Raw genomic sequence first — 15,192 nt, 5'->3', positions numbered from 1 at the left:
CGGATTATTCAAAACCGAATTACTTCGGACGCTTCGCGCCGTACTTGGAGCGACGCTGCTTGCGGTTCTTGACACCCTGGGTATCGAGAACGCCGCGGATGATATGATAACGGACACCCGGAAGGTCCTTGACGCGGCCGCCGCGGATCATGACGACGGAGTGTTCCTGAAGGTTGTGACCTTCGCCGGGGATGTAACCAATGACTTCGAAGCCGTTGGTCAGGCGGATCTTTGCGACCTTACGCAGAGCCGAGTTCGGCTTCTTCGGCGTGGTCGTGTAGACGCGCGTGCAAACGCCGCGCTTCTGCGGGTTCTCCTGGAGAGCGGGAACCTTATTACGCTTTACGTTCGCCTGGCGAGGCTTGCGGATCAGCTGGTTTACGGTAGGCATTCAACCATCCCTTACGTTTTTCTCAGTACCCTTGCGGGCTTGAACTCACGCCGTCTCCGGCAATGACGCATGCTTTCCGTCAATGCGCAAAATATGGCCCGATCCGCTTCCGCAGATGGACCACAAGGAGCAGAGGACGCATAAAATCCTGCGTCATGCGTGCAGCATCATGACTTCAACGTGCGTTTAGAACCTTGTTTGAGGTGAACTTCAGGGCGCGTCGCCCCGAACAGCCAAGCCTCACATGGGATCTGATGGGCGGGGTACTACTGGTTTCCACCCGTTCCGTCAAGGCCGGTTAAGAAATAAACTTGGCCGCATCACCTTGATATGCGGGCCGAACGCCCTGTTTTCATCCTTCTAGACGCATTCAGGGACGTGCGCCAAGATAAAAACTTGGGCCTTGCAGCAAAAGCGGTTAAGGAATCAGCAATTGCGGCGTTAGGTCCTCTCAGCGGATTCGACAAAGCGAATCTCCATGAACCGAGGACAGGCGATGATCACGACACCTGATAACGACAATAATTTCGACGGGCCGATGATCTTCATCATCATCGGCAAAGGCTATGAGTCCGAGGCAAGCGAAGGCATCGACCTGCACATCCTGCTGAAGGCGCCCGATGACGACACCGCCGTGCGCGAAGCCTTGAACGCTCTTGCCGAGGAGGGCTTCATCGAGGCCGATCTCGACCAGATCGGCATGCTGACCGAAATTCCGGCGGAAGAGCCGCACGCCTCGGCTTATCAGGGTGCGGTTGACGGCGAGGTCGCGATCATCCGGTTCAACTGACGGGAACGCCTTCCCTCCCCCGATCAATCAGAGGCTAGCACAAACGAAAACCGCCCGGATCGCTCCGGGCGGTTTTTCAATTCGTAGACCTCGGCTGCGGATTATTCCGCAGCCGGGGCGTTTTCGGCCATGTCCTGCAGCATCGGGGTGGCGACCGCCGCCCCAGTGCCCTTGCGGCGCTCTTCGAGAATCAGCTCGTCGCGCGACGTGGCGATGCGGCGAATCTGAGTCATGGTGCCGCCGGTGCCGGCCGGAATGAGGCGGCCGACGATGACGTTTTCCTTCAGGCCCTGCAGGCCGTCGGTCTTGCCGGCGATTGCAGCTTCGGTCAGCACCTTGGTCGTTTCCTGGAAGGACGCGGCCGAGATGAAGGACGGTGTCTGCAGCGACGCCTTGGTGATGCCGAGAAGAACCGGCTCGCCGCTGGCGGGCTTCTTGCCCTGCTCGATCAGGTGGTCGTTGACGTCCTCCAGCTCGATCCGGTCGACGTTGTCGCCGACGATGTAGGTCGAGTCGCCGGCATCGGTGATCTCCACCTTCTGCAGCATCTGACGGACGATCACCTCGATGTGCTTGTCGTTGATGACGACGCCCTGCAGGCGGTAGACTTCCTGGATTTCGTTGACGAGGTAGGAAGCCAGAGCCTCCACTCCCTTGATCGCCAGGATGTCGTGCGGAGCCGGGTTACCGTCGAGGATGTAATCACCCTTTTCGATATAGTCGCCGTCCTGAAGGTGGAAGGGCTTGCCCTTCGGGATCAGGTATTCGACAGGCTCGACACCGTCTTCCGCCGGCTCGATGATGACGCGACGCTTGTTCTTGTAATCGCGGCCGAGGCGGATCGTACCATCGATCTCTGCGATGATGGCGTGGTCCTTCGGACGGCGCGCTTCGAACAGTTCGGCAACACGCGGCAGACCACCGGTGATGTCCTTGGTCTTGGCGCTTTCGAGCGGCGAACGGGCGAGAACGTCACCCTGGGAGACCTTCGTGCCCGGCTCGACCGACAGAATGGCGTCGACCGAGAGCAGGAAGCGGGCGTCACCACCACGCGACAGCTTCGCGACATTGCCGCTGGCGTCCTTGATGACGATCGCCGGCTTGAGGTCCGAGCCGCGCGGGGTCGAACGCCAGTCGATGACCTGACGCTTGGTGATGCCGGTGGATTCGTCCGTTGCTTCCAGAACCGAGAGACCATCGACGAGGTCTTCGAACTGAACGGTACCGGCGACTTCCGTCATCATCGGCCGGGTGTAAGGATCCCACTCCGCCAGACGCTGGCCACGCTTGACCTTGTCACCTTCGTCGACATGCAGCTTCGAACCGTAGGCGACACGCTGCGAAGAGCGCTCGACGCCACGCTCGTCCAGGATCTGGACAGTCATGTTGCGGCCCATGGCAACGAGGCTGCCTTCAGAGTTGCGCAGCACGTTGCGGTTCTTGATCTGCACCGTACCTTCGTACGAGGCTTCCAGGAACGACTGGTCAACCACGGTTGCCGTACCGCCTAGGTGGAAGGTACGCATGGTGAGCTGGGTTCCCGGCTCGCCAATCGACTGGGCGGCGATGACGCCGACGGCTTCGCCCATGTTGACCGGCGTACCGCGCGCAAGGTCGCGGCCGTAGCAGACCGAGCAGACGCCCGTCTGGATTTCGCAGGTCAGCGCCGAGCGGATGCGGATCGACTGGATACCGGCCTTCTCGATTTCGATGACATCAGGCTCGAGGATCATCTTGCCGGCATCGACGATGCGCTCACCCGTCACCGGATGATCGATGTCGTCGAGCGCCGTGCGGCCGAGAATACGGGCGCCGAGCGAGGCTACGACCTGGCCGGCATCGACGATAGCGGTCATGGTCAGGCCGGTTTCGGTGCCGCAATCGACGTGCGTAACGATGCAATCCTGCGCGACGTCGACGAGTCGGCGGGTCAGGTAACCGGAGTTTGCAGTCTTCAAGGCGGTGTCCGCCAGACCCTTACGGGCGCCGTGCGTCGAGTTGAAGTACTCGTTGACGGTCAGGCCTTCCTTGAAGTTCGAGATGATCGGCGTCTCGATGATTTCGCCCGACGGCTTGGCCATCAGGCCGCGCATGCCGCCCAGCTGACGCATCTGGTTCGGAGAACCGCGGGCGCCGGAGTGGCTCATCATGTAGATTGAGTTCATCGGCTTTTGACGGCCGGTGTTCTCATCGAATTCGACCGCCTTGATGCGAGCCATCATCTCTTCGGCGACCTTTTCGGTCGCCTTGCCCCAGGCGTCGACAACCTTGTTGTACTTTTCGCCCTGGGTGATGAGGCCGTCATTGTACTGCTGTTCGTATTCCTTCACCAGATTTTCGGTGTCGTTGACGATTTTGGCCTTCGTGTCCGGAATGACCATGTCGTCCTTGCCGAACGAAATGCCGGCGCGGCAGGCATGGGCGAAACCGAGCTGCATGATGCGGTCGCAGAAGATGACCGTGTCCTTCTGGCCGCAATGGCGGTAGACCGTGTCGATCATCTTGGAGATGTTCTTCTTGGTCATTTCCTGGTTGCAGATGTCGAAGGGCACCTTGCCGTTCTTCGGCAGCAGTTCGCCGATGAGCAGACGGCCGGGCGTCGTCTCATAGATCTTCGAGTAGGGCTTGCCATCCTCGCCGATCGACTTGAAGCGGCCGCGGATCTTGGTGTGCAGCGTCACGACCTTGTTTTCCAGCGCGTGATGCAGCTCGCCGAGATCGGAGAAGGCCATGCCTTCGCCCGGCTCGTTCTGGTTCAGGATCGACAGATAGTACAGGCCGAGAACCATGTCCTGCGAGGGAACGATGATCGGCGCGCCGTTGGCCGGGTGCAGGATGTTGTTGGTCGACATCATCAGCACGCGGGCTTCGAGCTGGGCTTCGAGCGACAGCGGCACGTGCACGGCCATCTGGTCACCGTCGAAGTCGGCATTGAAGGCCGTGCAGACGAGCGGGTGCAGCTGGATGGCTTTGCCTTCGACCAGGGTGGGTTCGAAGGCCTGGATGCCCAGGCGGTGCAGCGTCGGTGCGCGGTTCAGGAGAACCGGATGCTCGCGGATGACCTCGTCGAGAATATCCCAAACTTCCGGCTTTTCCTTTTCGACCAGCTTCTTGGCCTGCTTGACAGTCGAGGAATAACCCTTGGCGTCGAGGCGGGCGTAGATGAATGGCTTGAAGAGTTCGAGCGCCATCTTCTTCGGCAGGCCGCACTGATGCAGCTTCAGCTCCGGACCGGTGACGATGACCGAGCGGCCGGAATAGTCGACGCGCTTGCCGAGCAGGTTCTGGCGGAAGCGGCCCTGCTTGCCCTTAAGCATGTCGGACAGCGATTTCAGCGGACGCTTGTTGGCGCCGGTGATGACGCGGCCGCGGCGGCCGTTATCGAAGAGCGCGTCGACAGATTCCTGCAACATGCGCTTTTCGTTGCGGATGATGATGCCGGGAGCGCGCAGTTCAATCAGGCGCTTCAGGCGATTGTTACGGTTGATGACGCGGCGGTAGAGATCGTTCAGATCTGACGTCGCGAAACGGCCACCGTCGAGCGGAACGAGCGGGCGCAGATCCGGCGGGATGACCGGGACGACCTTCATGATCATCCATTCCGGACGGTTGCCTGACTCCATGAAGTTCTCGACGATCTTCAGGCGCTTCATCAGCTTCTTCTGCTTGAGATCCGACGTGGTGTCGGCAAGCTCGGAGCGCAGATCGCCGGCGATCTTTTCGAGGTTCATCGAGGCCAGCATCTCGTAGATCGCCTCAGCGCCGATCATCGCGGTGAACTGGTCTTCGCCGTATTCGTCGACGGCGAGCATGTACTCTTCTTCCGAGAGGAGCTGGTGCTCCTTGAGAGCAGTCAGGCCCGGCTCGGTGACGATGTAGTTTTCGAAATAGAGGACGCGCTCGACATCCTTCAGCGTCATGTCGAGCAGTGTCGAAATGCGCGACGGCAGCGACTTCAGGAACCAGATGTGGGCAACGGGAGCAGCGAGCTCGATGTGGCCCATGCGCTCACGGCGAACGCGCGACAGCGTAACTTCGACGCCGCACTTTTCGCAGATGATGCCCTTGTACTTCATGCGCTTGTACTTGCCGCACAAGCATTCGTAGTCCTTGATCGGGCCAAAGATGCGTGCGCAGAACAGGCCGTCGCGTTCCGGCTTGAACGTACGGTAGTTGATGGTTTCCGGCTTCTTGATCTCACCGTAGGACCAGGAGAGGATCTTCTCCGGAGACGCGATCGAAATCCGAATGGAATCGAAATTCTGTGCAGGCACCTGCGGATTGAAAAGATTCATGACCTCTTGGTTCATGCCTGTCTCCTTCATGGGCTAAAGCGCCCTCAAAATGCGATGGCCGGCGGCAATTCCCGGGAGCCGCCTCCCTCGCTTAAACGAGAATAACCGCAAGATGCGGCGAAACTTCCCTTCCGGGCCGACACGGATGCGGCTCCCGGCGGGACCGGCGTGCGCCGCATTGGCAGCGCACGCCCTATCAATGTTTACTCGGCCGCGTCCGGCAGCTGGGTTGCCTGCGCTTCGTCGAGCTTGGTGTTCTCGAGCTCGACGCTGAGGCCCAGCGAGCGCATTTCCTTGACGAGAACGTTGAAGCTTTCCGGAATACCGGCTTCGAACGTGTCGTCTCCGCGGACAATGGCTTCGTAGACCTTGGTGCGGCCGGCGACGTCGTCCGACTTCACCGTCAGCATTTCCTGCAGCGTATAGGCGGCGCCATAGGCTTCGAGCGCCCAGACCTCCATTTCGCCGAAGCGCTGACCGCCGAACTGCGCCTTGCCGCCCAGTGGCTGCTGGGTCACGAGCGAGTAAGGGCCGATCGAACGGGCATGGATCTTGTCGTCTACCAGGTGGTTGAGCTTCAGCATGTAGATGTAGCCCACGGTAACCTGGCGGTCGAACTGCTCGCCGGTACGGCCGTCATAGAGCGTCGACTGGCCGGTGTCCTTGAGACCCGCCAAACGCAGCATGTCGTTGACGTCACCTTCGTTGGCGCCGTCGAAGACCGGCGTTGCGATCGAAACGCCGCGCTTCCACTGGTCGGCGAGACGCAAAACGGACTCATCGTCGAATTCCTGGACCTGTTCGGCCTTGGGACCGTCCCCGACGACATCGCCGATGGTCTTGCGCAGCGGCTCGATGTTGCCATTGGCCTTATACGCTTCGATCAGTTCGCCGATCTGACGACCCATGCCGGCGCAAGCCCAGCCCAGGTGCGTTTCCAGGATCTGGCCGACGTTCATGCGCGAAGGCACGCCGAGCGGGTTCAGAACGACGTCGACATGCGTGCCGTCTTCCAGGAACGGCATGTCCTCGACAGGCACAATGCGCGAGACCACGCCCTTGTTCCCGTGACGGCCGGCCATCTTATCGCCCGGCTGGATCTTGCGCTTCACGGCGACAAAGACCTTGACCATCTTCATGACGCCCGGAGGCATTTCATCGCCGCGCTGGACCTTCTCGACCTTGTCCATGAAGCGCTGTTCAAGGCGCGACTTGGATTCGTCATACTGGCCGCGGAGGGCTTCGAGTTCGCCCTGCACCTTCTCGTCCTCGACGGCGAACATCCACCACTGGGAGCGGGGATATTCGGAGACGACGGCGTTCGAAAGTTCGGTGCCCTTCTTGAAGCCCTTAGGGCCTGCGATGGACACCTGGCCGCGCAGCATGTCGATCAGACGGCCGTAGACGTTACGGTCGAGGATCGCCTGCTCGTCGTCACGGTCCTTGGCGAGACGCTCGATCTCTTCGCGTTCGATCGCCATCGCGCGCTCGTCCTTCTCGACGCCATGGCGGTTGAAGACGCGAACTTCGACGATCGTGCCGTAGGTGCCGGGCGGCATGCGCATGGAGGTGTCGCGCACGTCTGAGGCTTTTTCGCCGAAGATGGCGCGCAGAAGCTTTTCTTCCGGCGTCATCGGGCTTTCGCCCTTCGGCGTGATCTTGCCGACGAGGATATCGCCCGGCTGAACTTCGGCGCCGATATAAACGATGCCGGCTTCGTCGAGGTTCTTCAGCGCCTCTTCCGAAACGTTCGGAATATCCCGGGTGATTTCCTCAGGGCCAAGCTTGGTGTCGCGCGCCATCACCTCGAATTCCTCGATGTGGATGGAGGTGAACACGTCATCGGCAACGATCCGCTCGGAGAGCAGGATCGAGTCTTCGTAGTTGTAGCCATTCCACGGCATGAACGCGACGAGCGCGTTGCGGCCGAGCGCCAGGTCGCCGAGATCGGTCGACGGACCGTCGGCGAGAATATCGCCGCGGTTGACGACGTCACCGACGGTGACCAGCGGACGCTGGTTGACGCAGGTGTTCTGGTTCGAACGCTGGAACTTCTGCAGGCGGTAGATATCGACGCCGGACTTGCCGGCTTCGAGGTCTTCCGTGGCGCGGATAACGATACGCGTCGCGTCGACCTGGTCGACTACGCCGCCGCGGCGGGCACCGATGGCGGCACCGGAGTCACGGGCGACGACCGGCTCCATGCCGGTGCCGACGAACGGAGCTTCGGCACGCAGCAGCGGCACGGCCTGACGCTGCATGTTCGAGCCCATGAGGGCGCGGTTGGCGTCGTCGTTTTCCAGGAACGGGATGAGTGCCGCAGCAACCGAAACGACCTGCTTCGGCGAAACGTCCATCAAGTTCATGCTGTCGCGAGGCGCGAGCATAACTTCACCTGCGTGACGGCAGACGACGAATTCGTCGACGAAGGAGCCGTCAGCGTTCAGCTCGGCGTTGGCCTGGGCGACGTAGTACTTGGCCTCTTCCATGGCGGAGAGGTAGAGCACGTCGTTGGTTACCTTGCCTTCAACGATGCGCCGGTACGGGCTTTCGATGAAGCCGTATTTGTTGACACGCGCGAAGGTCGCCAGCGAGTTGATCAGACCGATGTTCGGGCCTTCCGGCGTTTCGATCGGGCAGATACGGCCGTAGTGGGTCGGATGCACGTCGCGGACTTCGAAGCCGGCGCGCTCGCGGGTCAGACCGCCCGGACCAAGGGCCGAAAGACGGCGCTTGTGGGTGATTTCCGAGAGCGGGTTGACCTGGTCCATGAACTGCGAGAGCTGCGAGGAACCGAAGAATTCGCGGACGGCTGCGGCAGCCGGCTTGGCGTTGATCAGGTCCTGCGGCATAACCGTATCGATTTCGATCGAGGACATGCGTTCCTTGATCGCGCGCTCCATGCGGAGCAGGCCGAGACGGTACTGGTTCTCCATCAGCTCGCCGACCGAGCGGACGCGGCGGTTGCCGAGGTTGTCGATGTCGTCGATCTCGCCCTTACCGTCGCGCAGTTCGACCAGCATCTTGACCACGGCCAGGATGTCGTCCTTGCGCAGGATGCGAACGGTGTCCTCGACGGAGAGGTCGAGGCGCATGTTCATCTTGACGCGGCCTACGGCGGAGAGGTCGTAACGCTCCGCATCGAAGAACAGCGAGTTGAACATGGCTTCGGCCGATTCCATCGTCGGCGGTTCACCCGGGCGCATGACGCGATAGATGTCGAACAGAGCGTCCTGACGGTTCTCGTTCTTGTCAGCCGAAAGCGTGTTGCGGATATAGGCGCCGACATTGATGTGGTCGATGCCGAGAACCGGGATCTCGTCGAAACCGTTCGCGAGAATGACGGCAAGCGTCTTCTCGTCGATCTCGTCGCCGGCCTCGAGATAGATCTCACCCGTCGAATAGTTGACGATATCCTCGGCGAGGTAGTTGCCGTAAAGGTCGTCGTCGCCGGCCTTCAGCGCCTTCAGGCCCTTATCGGAAAGCTGGCGCAGCAGGCGCGGCGTCAGCTTCTTGCCGGCTTCCACGACGACTTCGCCGGTATCGGCGTCGACCATCTCGGTGATTGCCTTGGCGCCCTTCAGGGTTTCCGGCTTGAAGGGAATGCGCCAGCCTTCGCCGTCGCGCTTGTAGAGCGACTTCGTGTAGAAGGTGTCGAGAATTTCCTCGCCGTCCATGCCGAGCGCCATCAGCAGCGAGGTGACGGGGATTTTGCGGCGGCGGTCGATGCGGGCGTAGACGATGTCCTTGGCGTCGAATTCGATATCGAGCCAGGAGCCGCGATAGGGAATGACGCGGGCGGCGAAGAGCAGCTTGCCGGAAGAATGGCTCTTGCCCTTGTCATGGTCGAAGAAGACGCCCGGCGAACGGTGCATCTGCGAGACGATGACGCGCTCGGTGCCGTTGACGATGAACGTGCCGTTGTTGGTCATGAGCGGCATGTCGCCCATGTAGACGGACTGTTCCTTGATGTCCTTGATCGACTTTGCGCCGGTATCCTCGTCGATATCGAACACGATGAGACGGAGAGTGACCTTCAGCGGCGCGGCATAGGTCAGGTCGCGCTGGCGGCACTCGTCAACGTCGAACTTCGGCGGTTCGAATTCGTAAGACACGAACTCCAGCATCGAGGCGCCGGAGAAGTCGGTGATCGGGAAAACGGACTTGAAGACGGCCTGAAGGCCTTCGTCAGGGCGACCGCCCTTCGGCTCTTCAACCATCAGAAACTGGTCGTAGGACGCCTTCTGAACCTCGATGAGGTTCGGCATTTCTGCGACTTCGGGGATCTTACCAAAAAACTTGCGTACGCGCCTGCGACCATTGAACGAAAGGGTCTGAGCCATCGTCGCTCCTTCAAAAATTGCATCCGGGCCTGCAACGGACGGGAACCGATGGCCAGTCGACCCCGCCGATCAATGAGTAGTTCAACCTCGTCCCACCTCCCGAAACAGCCAGGCCGGATTGCCTTGGCGCTTCGGTTCGAGACCATGCTCTTGAAGAACCCATTACCCAAAAGCCGTTTTCACGCGGCTTTTGGGTAATTCGTTCAGGAAAACGGCAAATGGGAGGCAGTAAGTGCCACCTCCCACGTGCAGTTCAAGATTACTTGACGTCGGCCTTAGCGCCTGCGTCTTCAAGCTTCTTCTTGATGTCGGCGGCTTCAGCCTTGGAAACGCCTTCCTTGACAGCCTTCGGAGCGCCTTCGACGAGGTCCTTGGCTTCCTTAAGGCCGAGGCCGGTGATGGCGCGGACTTCCTTGATGACGTTGATCTTGTTGGCGCCGGCATCCGTGAGGATGACGTCGAACTCGGTCTTTTCTTCTTCAGCCGGAGCAGCAGCGCCTGCACCACCAGCAGCAGCAGCAACAGCTACCGGAGCAGCAGCGGAAACGCCCCACTTTTCTTCGAGAAGCTTCGACAGTTCTGCAGCTTCCAGAACGGTCAGCGAGGAGAGGTCGTCAACGATCTTTGCGAGATCAGCCATTTTACTAGTTCCTTTTGTTCGGTTCGAACCGGTTGATTATAAACAGCGAAAAACCGCCTTAAGCGGCTTCGTCCTTCTTGGCGTAGGCCGCAAACACGCGGGCAAGCTGGCTTGCCGGTGCGGCAACAACCCCAGCGATGCGGGTAGCCGGTGTCTGGATCATGCCCAGCAGCTTCGCACGCAGCTCATCGAGCGAAGGCAGGGTCGCAAGCGACTTGACTGCATCGGCGTTGAGCGTGGTTGTTCCCATGGCGCCGCCCAGAACAACGATCTTGTCGTTGGTCTTGGCGAAATCCATGACGACCTTCGGAGCGGTGATCGGATCGGTGCTGTATGCAATCAGCGTCTGACCCTTGAAGAGATTGGTAATCCCTTCCGCTTCCGTACCCTGAAGGGCAATTTTGGCCAGGCGGTTCTTCGCGACTTTGACGGTACCGCCAGCTGCACGCATCTTCGAACGAAAATCGTTCATCTGCGCGACTGTAGCACCAGCATAGTGGGCCACGACGACTGAGCCCGAAGCCTTGAAGACTTCGTTCAGTTCCGTGACGAATTCGCGTTTTTCCGCTCTTTCCACTGCCTATCTCCAGTTGGCGGGACCGAAAACGGGCCCGCCGGGTTGCCTTTTGCCTCCCGGGATCCAAAGAGATCCCAAGCGACGCTTGAGGATCCTGTCCCCCCGCGCTCCCGCGCCCATCAGGGCTAAAGAGGCACAAGGCATCCAAGGCTCGAACCGAGTTACGAGAAGTGAACTTCATGCAATTCGGGTCTTACCCGTCTCATGCAGGCGAAGTGATTAAGGGAAAACCACCTGCAATCTCGGACAGGATTCCGGATTTCTCCGGAATATTCCGGCCCCTTGCGAGGCCGGAAATTCAGTGACCGGGCCGAAGCCCGGTCATAAACTTATGCAGTCGGAGCTGCGGTGACCGAGCCGACTTCGATCTTGACGCCCGGGCCCATGGTCGAGGAAATCGCCACGCGCTTGACGTAGTTGCCTTTGGCGCCAGCCGGCTTCGCCTTGATGACGGCGTCGGCAAAGGCGCGGATGTTCTCTTCCAGAGCCTTGGCATCGAAAGAAGCCTTGCCGATACCGGCGTGAACGATGCCAGCCTTTTCGACGCGGAACTCGACGGCGCCGCCCTTGGAAGCCTTGACGGCTCCGGCGACGTCCATGGTGACGGTGCCGACCTTCGGGTTCGGCATCATGCCGCGCGGGCCGAGAACCTTACCGAGACGGCCGACGAGCGGCATCATATCGGGGGTGGCGATGCAGCGATCGAAATCGATCTTGCCGCCCTGGACGATTTCGACGAGGTCTTCGGCGCCAACGACATCGGCACCGGCTGCCTTGGCTTCGTCAGCCTTGGCGCCGCGCGCGAAGACGGCGACGCGAACCGTGCGGCCCGTGCCGTTCGGCAGGTTGACAACGCCGCGAACCATCTGGTCCGCATGGCGCGGGTCGACGCCGAGGTTCATCGAGACTTCGATGGTTTCGTCGAACTTGGCGACAGCCCGCTCCTTGACCATGCCGATGGCCTGAGTCAGAGCGTAGAGCTTGGTGGGATCAACACCTTCGTTGATCTTGCGTGTGCGCTTGCCAGCCATGATCTTAACCCACCACTTCCAGGCCCATGGCGCGGGCAGAGCCCTCGATCATCGCCATTGCACCTTCGATATCTGCTGCGTTCAGGTCCTTCATCTTGGCTTCGGCGATCGTCTTGATCTGAGCCTTGGTGAGGGTACCAGCCTTTGCGCCCTTGCCCGGGGTCTTGGAACCGGAGGTGATCTTCGCTTCCTTCTTCAGCCAGTAGCTGACCGGAGGCTGCTTCATCGCGAAGGTGAATGACTTGTCCTGGTAATAGGTGATGACGACCGGAATCGGCATGCCCTTTTCCATTTCCTGCGTGGCGGCATTGAACGCCTTGCAGAATTCCATGATGTTAATGCCACGCTGACCAAGCGCCGGACCAATCGGCGGGGACGGGTTTGCCGATCCTGCCTTGACCTGAAGCTTGAGCTGGCCTGCAACTTTCTTAGCCATATCTCTCTGCCTTTCATGAACGGCCGGTCGCCCGGCCCGTGATGCCGGATTTCTCCGGCGGCTGCGGTTGCGTGGTGCGGATCATTAGGGTCCGGCTAAGACCCCTCACCTTCCACGCGGATGCGGACTAGGTCCGCCGGAAACAGGCCCCAAAGGCCAGCCTCCAATTTTGCAATCAGACCTTCTCGACCTGCGCATATTCCAGCTCGACCGGCGTTGCGCGGCCGAAGATCGACACTTCCACCTTCAGGCGCGAACGCTCTTCGTCCACATCCTGAACCGTGCCGTTGAACGAAGCGAAAGGACCGTCGGAAACGCGGACCTGCTCGCCGATCTCAAAGGTAACGGATGCCTTCGGCCGCTCGACGCCTTCCTGAACCTGACCGAGAATGCGCTCGGCTTCATAATCCGGAATCGGAACGGGCTTATTGTCGGAGCCGAGGAAACCTGTGACCTTCGGCGTATTCTTGATCAGGTGGTAAGCCTCGTCCGTCAGATTGGCGCGGACCAGAACATAGCCCGGGAAGAACTTGCGTTCGCTATCGACCTTGCGGCCGCGACGCACTTCCACAACCTTTTCGGTCGGCACGAGAATCTTCTCGAACAGGTGCTCGAGCCCCTTCTGGCGAGCCTTGTTCTCGATGTCCTCAGCCACCTTCTTTTCAAAATTCGAGTACGCGTGGACGATGTACCAACGTGCCGCCATTTTCATCTCCACCCGTATCAGTTGCCGGTATTGAGCACGAAGCTCAGGACCCAGCCGATCAGCTGGTCAGCGGCAAAGAAAAACAGCGCGGCAAAAACCACCATCACCAGCACCATGACCGTCGAGATCATCGTCTCGCGGCGCGACGGCCATGTGACCTTGGACGTCTCGGAGCGAACCTGCTGCAGAAACGCAAACGGATTGGATTTGGATGCCATCGACTGCCCACGCAATTACGGCGCGTAAAGCTGAAACTATCAGCCCCACGCACCGCGTGTCTGTTGAACCCTAAATAAACACCGATTTCCGAATGCACAAGAGGGAAACCGAAGTTTAACGAAATTAGTTGCCACCGATCGATCCCGAGCCGGAATGCCGCGAGAATCGCCGCGCTGTCCGTATCAGGGAAGATGGCAGGGGCAGAGGGGCTCGAACCCCCGACCTGCGGTTTTGGAGACCGCCGCTCTACCAACTGAGCTATACCCCTTCATGCCTGTCCTTCAGCGCCCCGGGCCAAGACCCGCAAATCGCTGCCGAAATGCATGGCGCTCCCTTTAAGACGGCGGCAGCGGATTGGCAAGCACGATTTTCGATTTTCAAAGCCTTCTGCTCATTTGCGAGCGTCCGCTTTTCTGCGGGCGTCCGCTTTTCGATCGCGCAACCGGAGAGCATTCAGACCTTCACATATTTCCGCCAGTCGTGTTCTTCCTTGAAACCCAACACCTCGCGAATCTTGCGGTTGGAAAGCAGCCCCTCAAATTCACCGATCTCGCGGGTGAAGGGCACGCTCGGGAAGAATCGCTTCGCCAGCTCTTTCGACGGCGTATTGGCCGAAACCGTATCGTTAGCGGCATTGAAGACCTGATAACCAAGCCCGTCCTTCTCGATGCAGAGATGGCAGATCTGCCCGAGGTCGCGAGCGTCGATATAGCTCCAGGTGATGCGCTTGCGCATCTCGGGATGGGCAAAATAGGTCGGAAACCTCTCATATTCATGCGGCTCGATAACGTTGCCGATGCGCAGCGCATAGATGTCGAAGCCCGATCGTTCGGCAAAGGCGCGGGCCGTCTTTTCGTTGACGACCTTGGAAAGGCCGTAAGAATCCATCGGATTGACGTCGTAATCTTCCTCCAGCGGAAACTGGTGGAAGTCGCGGTGGCCTTCGGCGAAGCAGACGCCGTAGGTCGTTTCGCTCGACGCGACGATGATTTTCCGGATGCCAAGCTTCACCGCCGCTTCGATGACATTGTAAGTGCCCATCACGTTGATGCGGAAGGTCTCGTTGTCGGGTTTGATCAGGATGCGCGGAATGGCGGCGAAATGCACGACGGCATCAAATGGCTGAACGCCCCTGCCCGCGTCGAGATCGGGAAAATCGCGATGCATCGACAGCGCGTTGAAGACCTGGCCGCTATCGGTGATGTCGGCGATGAGATTGGTGACGCCGGGGCTGTCCAGAGGCACGAGATCGAGGTTGTGAACCTCGTACCCTGCATTGACGAGCCATGGCACGGCATGGCGACCTGCCTTGCCGGAACCGCCTGTGAACAGAATCCGCTTTTTCATGGAAATGTCCTCCGCATGATGAAACCGGAGGCATAGTTAGACGCTTCCGCGCGAAGAGCAAGCGAGCGTCCTGCGAGGGGCTTCACCCCGCCGCGCCAGGAGCACCCTATCCGGGAGCACCTGGCCAATTATCGCCCTATCACCGCAGCCCCGTGCGATGAACTGGAAAGGTCGTCACTTGACGACGCTTACCTCATTGATCTGCACTCCGGCCGATTGAACAACCTCTTGCGGAATCGCAGCGATGAAAAACATCGTGAAAACATACATCGCGAATATCGTCGCAACGAATGTGGCCTTTGGAATCATCCCGACTCTCCTCTTTACAAGGAGGAGTCTGGACTAAAATGAGCCAATCACAACTGCTTTCTGAACGTGAGATGAACAAAATACTGTGACGGGCGTTTTTAACGATAT

The 15,192-nt window shown here is 59.7% G+C and carries 12 protein-coding genes and 1 tRNA gene; 1 reads left to right on the top strand and 12 read right to left on the bottom strand.

The annotated features are described in order from the left end of the window. Window positions 1–19 precede the first annotated feature (19 nt). Window positions 20–391, bottom strand: a complete 372-nt coding sequence (gene rpsL / locus NL154_RS07495; RefSeq protein WP_003547537.1) for a 30S ribosomal protein S12 — start codon at window positions 389–391, stop codon at window positions 20–22. Between the two features lie 496 nt (window positions 392–887). Between rpsL and NL154_RS07490 the strand changes: the two genes are divergently transcribed. Then, a complete protein-coding gene (locus NL154_RS07490; RefSeq protein WP_085777819.1) occupies window positions 888–1,181 on the top strand; it encodes a transcriptional regulator in 294 nt (97 codons plus the stop codon). Between the two features lie 101 nt (window positions 1,182–1,282). Here the strand turns inward: NL154_RS07490 and rpoC are convergent, their stop codons facing one another. The 11 genes from rpoC to NL154_RS07435 all read right to left on the bottom strand — a co-directional run bounded on the left by rpoC (window position 1,283) and on the right by NL154_RS07435 (window position 15,084). Then, entirely contained in the window at window positions 1,283–5,491 is a 4,209-nt protein-coding gene (rpoC, locus tag NL154_RS07485) for a DNA-directed RNA polymerase subunit beta' (protein WP_064801902.1), read from the bottom strand. A gap of 188 nt (window positions 5,492–5,679) precedes the next feature. After that, on the bottom strand, window positions 5,680–9,819 hold the full coding sequence (gene rpoB, locus NL154_RS07480; RefSeq protein WP_434733856.1) for a DNA-directed RNA polymerase subunit beta: 4,140 nt from the start codon (window positions 9,817–9,819) through the stop codon (window positions 5,680–5,682). A gap of 259 nt (window positions 9,820–10,078) precedes the next feature. Next, complete coding sequence (gene rplL / locus NL154_RS07475) at window positions 10,079–10,459, bottom strand: 50S ribosomal protein L7/L12 (RefSeq protein ID WP_210628250.1); 381 nt, start codon at window positions 10,457–10,459, stop codon at window positions 10,079–10,081. A 58-nt stretch (window positions 10,460–10,517) separates the two neighbouring features. Further along, entirely contained in the window at window positions 10,518–11,036 is a 519-nt protein-coding gene (gene rplJ, locus NL154_RS07470; RefSeq protein WP_064801896.1) for a 50S ribosomal protein L10, read from the bottom strand. A gap of 329 nt (window positions 11,037–11,365) precedes the next feature. Beyond that, on the bottom strand, window positions 11,366–12,067 hold the full coding sequence (rplA, locus tag NL154_RS07465; RefSeq protein WP_064801895.1) for a 50S ribosomal protein L1: 702 nt from the start codon (window positions 12,065–12,067) through the stop codon (window positions 11,366–11,368). Window positions 12,068–12,071: 4 nt separating this feature from the next. Continuing rightward, window positions 12,072–12,503, bottom strand: a complete 432-nt coding sequence (gene rplK / locus NL154_RS07460; protein WP_009985507.1) for a 50S ribosomal protein L11 — start codon at window positions 12,501–12,503, stop codon at window positions 12,072–12,074. Between the two features lie 175 nt (window positions 12,504–12,678). After that, window positions 12,679–13,209, bottom strand: a complete 531-nt coding sequence (gene nusG / locus NL154_RS07455) for a transcription termination/antitermination protein NusG (RefSeq protein WP_007791989.1) — start codon at window positions 13,207–13,209, stop codon at window positions 12,679–12,681. 17 nt (window positions 13,210–13,226) lie between these two features. Next, on the bottom strand, window positions 13,227–13,427 hold the full coding sequence (gene secE, locus NL154_RS07450) for a preprotein translocase subunit SecE (protein ID WP_003573826.1): 201 nt from the start codon (window positions 13,425–13,427) through the stop codon (window positions 13,227–13,229). 193 nt (window positions 13,428–13,620) lie between these two features. Beyond that, a tRNA-Trp gene (locus NL154_RS07445) sits at window positions 13,621–13,696 on the bottom strand. Window positions 13,697–13,881: 185 nt separating this feature from the next. After that, on the bottom strand, window positions 13,882–14,775 hold the full coding sequence (locus NL154_RS07440; RefSeq protein WP_210628251.1) for an NAD-dependent epimerase/dehydratase family protein: 894 nt from the start codon (window positions 14,773–14,775) through the stop codon (window positions 13,882–13,884). Window positions 14,776–14,949: 174 nt separating this feature from the next. Further along, window positions 14,950–15,084 (bottom strand): hypothetical protein, encoded by a 135-nt coding sequence (locus NL154_RS07435; protein WP_257784632.1) that lies wholly within the window; start codon window positions 15,082–15,084, stop codon window positions 14,950–14,952. Window positions 15,085–15,192: the final 108 nt, after the last annotated feature.

It is taken from the genome of Rhizobium sp. YTUHZ044, assembly GCF_051123975.1.
Taxonomy (GTDB): domain Bacteria; phylum Pseudomonadota; class Alphaproteobacteria; order Rhizobiales; family Rhizobiaceae; genus Rhizobium.
The sequence above is the reverse complement of the archived record's forward strand: the minus strand, read 5'-3'. Positions and strand labels throughout refer to the sequence as shown.